Genomic DNA, 3,341 nt, shown 5'->3' on the forward strand with positions numbered 1-3,341 from the left:
GCATCGCGAAGTCGGCGTGGTCCCACACCGGTCCGGCGTCGAACTCGCCGTCGGCACGCAGCACGGTGACCCCCCAGCGCGGCGGCGCCCCGAGCACGGCCCAGTCGAGGGCCGCCGGCCCGCGATCGCCGGGGGGCCCCGGGTGCACGACGAGGCACACCACGCGTCGCCACACCGATTCCGGGATCTTCCTCTTCAGGAACGGAGCCATCACCAAGTCCGGCTCGAACAGCGCGACAGCCTCCTCGGTCACCCGATCGGCGATGTCGAGTTCGACCGAGACACGGTGCCCCAGCGCCCCGAGCTCGACAAAGAGCCGCTGCGCCAGGCTGTTGAAGCTGTGGCACAGCAGCAGCACACGCAGGGGTCGGTTCAGCATCGAGCCGCCCTCACGGCAGCTTGCCGTCGAGCACGCGCCGTGCGGCCCTGCGCGTTGAGCCGGCCAGCACCGGTCTTCAGCGCGCTCACGCCGAGCTCGGTCTTGCGGCAGATGCGCTCGCAGGACGGTTGCATGGACATCGACGCCGACGACCCGGGTGCAGCGCGCGGCCGCGGTCTCAGCAGATGCGGGGCAGCTGCTCGCCGCTCAGCCAGTCGACCACGCGCCGGCCGCCGAAGCGGGTTTCCATCTGCACAAAACGATGCGGGTCGTCGGTGACGCTGCCGATGCGCGCGGCGGCGCCGCCGAGCGGGTGTGCGCGCATCGCGGCGAGGACGGCCGCGGCGGCTTCGGGTGCGCACACCGCGATCAGCTTGCCCTCGTTGGCGATGTACAGCGGGTCCAGGCCGAGCAGCTCGCAGGCCGCGTCGACCTGCGGCAGCACCGGGATCGCCGCCTCGTCCAGGAGCAGGCCCACGCCCGACTGCCGCGCGACCTCGTTCAGCGTGGTCGCGAGTCCGCCGCGGGTCGGGTCGCGCAGCACTCGCACGCCGCCGGGCGCGGCGGCCAGCATCGCCGCGACCAGGGTGTGCAGCGCCGCCGTGTCGGAGGCGATCGTGGTCTCGAACTGCAGCGACTCCCGCTGCGACAGCACCGCCACGCCATGCTCGCCGATGGTGCCCGAGAGCAGCACGACGTCGCCCGGGCGGGCGTTGGCGCCGCCCACGTCCACACCGTGCGGGACCACCCCGATGCCCGTGGTGCAGATGAACACGCCGTCGCCCTTGCCCTTCTCGACGACCTTGGTGTCACCGGTGACGATGCTCACGCCGGCATCGCGCGCGGCTGCGGCCATCGAATCGACGATGCGCTTCAGGTCGGCCAGCGGAAACCCCTCCTCGAGGATGAAGCTGGCGGCCAGGTGCAGCGGGCGTGCGCCGCACATCGCCACGTCGTTGATCGTGCCGTGCACGCTGAGGCACCCCACGTCGCCCCCGGGAAAGAACAGCGGCGACACCACATGCCCGTCGGTGGCCATCACGAGCCGGTGGCCCGCAGGGATGTCGAACGCGGCCCCGTCGTTGCCCTGGCGCAGGTGTTCGTTGTCGAACGCGCTCAGGAACAGCGCCTCGATCAGCTGCGCGGCCGCGCGCCCGCCGGCGCCGTGGCCCATGTCGATGCGGCCATGCCGGATGTCGAGCGGCCGCACGTAGTCCTTGCGCGTGCTCATGCCGTGGCCTCCACGCGGATCGGGATGTCCCGGAACCGGCCGTACGAATAGTGCGCCGCGCAGGCCCCTTCGGAAGACACCATGCACGACCCCACCGGGTTCTCCGGCGTGCAGACGGTGCCGAAGATCTTGCAGTCGGTCGGCTTCTTCACGCCGCGCAGGATCGCGCCGCACTCGCAGGCCTTGTTGTCGGCCACGGGCTGGTAGCCCAGGCCGAAGCGCCGCTCGGCGTCGAAGGGGGCAAACGCCGGGCGGATCTTCAGCGCGCTGTAGGGCACCTCGCCGAGACCGCGCCACTCGAAGGTGCTGCGCAGCTCCAGCACCTCCGAGACCAGCGCCTGCGCCGTCAGGTTGCCTTCGGGCGTGACGGCACGGGTGAACTCGTTCTCGACCTCGGTGCGGCCCTCGTTGACCTGGCGCACCAGCATCAAGACCGCCTGCATCACGTCCAGAGGCTCGAAGCCGGCGATCACCACCGGCTTGCGGTACTCCTGCGCGAAGTGCTCGTACGGCGCCGAGCCGATCACGATGCTCACGTGCGCCGGGCCGACGAAGCCGTCGATCGGCACCGTGCCGTACTGCCGGACCTCGGGGCTCTCGAGGATGTGGGTGATGGCCGACGGCGTCAACACATGGCAGCACAGCACGCTGAAGTTGCCCAGGCCTTCCCGGTGCGCGGTGCGGATCGCCAGCGCGGTGGGCGGCGTGGTGGTCTCGAAGCCGATGGCGAAGAACACCACCTCCCGCCCGGGGTTCTGGCGCGCGATGTGCAACGCGTCGGTGGCGGAATAGACCATGCGGATGTCGCCGCCGCGGGCCTTGGCGCGCACCAGCGACAGGCCGTCGGACGCCGGCACGCGCATCGTGTCGCCGTAGGTGCAGACGATCGCGCCGTGCTGGAGCGCGAGCTGGATCGCCAGGTCGATGCGCCCGATCGGCAGCACGCAGACCGGGCAGCCCGGGCCGTGGATCATGCGCACGTTGTCGGGCAGCAGCTCGGTGATGCCGTAGCGCGAGATCGCGTGCGTGTGGCCGCCGCAGAACTCCATGAAGCCGTAGGAGCGCCCGGGGGTGGCCTCGTCGCGCAGGCGCGCGGCGATCTTCTGCGCCACCGCCCCGTCGCGGAACTCGTCGATGTACTTCATGCCCGGGCCTCCAGTGCCGGCGTTGCGCCGGCGAGTTCGCCAAACAGCGCGAGCGTGCGCCGCGCTTCCTCGGGATCGATGCGCCCGATCGCATGACCGACGTGGACGATGACGTAGTCGCCGACCACGGCGCCCGGAACGAGCGCGATCGACACCTGCTTGCGGATGCCGCCGAGATCGACGACGGCCTGCTCGGCGTCCAGCATCTCGATCAGGCGGGCGGGAATGGCAAGGCACATGGGCGGCTTTCGTCGGGAACGTGGGTGGGTGTCGGGCGGCGGGCCGCGACCCAGGCTTGCCCGAGGGCAAGCCCGGCGTCGCCGCAGGCGTGGCGCTGGGGACGCAGCACGCGCAGGCCGCGGCCCTGGAGCTGACGCGTGACACGATCGGTCAGCACGGCGTTGGCAAAGCAGCCGCCCCCCAGGCACACGGTGTCGATGTCGGCGCGGTGCGCGGCGGCTGCGGCCCAGTCGGCCAGCGCCGATGCCAGTGCGGCGTGGAACCACGCGGCGGCGGCGTCGACCGCCGCGGCCGGCGTGGCGAGCAGCAGGCCGAGCAGCGGCGCGAGGTCGAGGACGCCCTGCCC

3 protein-coding genes and 2 pseudogenes are annotated in these 3,341 nt (G+C 71.8%); all 5 read right to left on the reverse strand.

Translation table 11 applies throughout. From position 1 onward, the window contains the following. Positions 1-379, reverse strand: a pseudogene (locus tag Q0C41_RS30770) (hydrogenase maturation protein); the annotation flags it as partial. Positions 380-557: 178 nt separating this feature from the next. Next, positions 558-1,610, reverse strand: a complete 1,053-nt coding sequence (gene hypE, locus Q0C41_RS30775) for a hydrogenase expression/formation protein HypE (RefSeq protein ID WP_291990766.1) — start codon at positions 1,608-1,610, stop codon at positions 558-560. Continuing rightward, the gene (gene hypD / locus Q0C41_RS30780) at positions 1,607-2,755 is read right to left on the reverse strand and encodes a hydrogenase formation protein HypD (protein ID WP_291990768.1); all 1,149 of its coding nucleotides are present in this window, start codon (positions 2,753-2,755) and stop codon (positions 1,607-1,609) included. The genes hypE and hypD overlap by 4 nt, the downstream gene beginning before the upstream one ends. Then, positions 2,752-2,994 (reverse strand): HypC/HybG/HupF family hydrogenase formation chaperone, encoded by a 243-nt coding sequence (locus Q0C41_RS30785; RefSeq protein ID WP_367079325.1) that lies wholly within the window; start codon positions 2,992-2,994, stop codon positions 2,752-2,754. Before Q0C41_RS30785 ends, hypD begins: the two co-directional genes overlap by 4 nt. Further along, a pseudogene (locus tag Q0C41_RS30790) lies at positions 2,967-3,341 on the reverse strand (carbamoyltransferase HypF); the annotation flags it as partial. The pseudogene Q0C41_RS30790 and the gene Q0C41_RS30785, both read right to left, overlap by 28 nt.

Origin of the sequence: Luteitalea sp., assembly GCF_022842525.1 — a bacterium.
GTDB lineage: Bacteria > Acidobacteriota > Vicinamibacteria > Vicinamibacterales > Vicinamibacteraceae > Luteitalea.

Coding starts and splice junctions, on each gene's coding strand:
- hypE (WP_291990766.1), bottom strand. CDS start 1,610: ATGAGCACGCGCAAGGACTACGTGCGGCCGCTCGACATCCGGCATGGC.
- hypD (WP_291990768.1), bottom strand. CDS start 2,755: ATGAAGTACATCGACGAGTTCCGCGACGGGGCGGTGGCGCAGAAGATC.
- Q0C41_RS30785 (WP_367079325.1), bottom strand. CDS start 2,994: ATGTGCCTTGCCATTCCCGCCCGCCTGATCGAGATGCTGGACGCCGAG.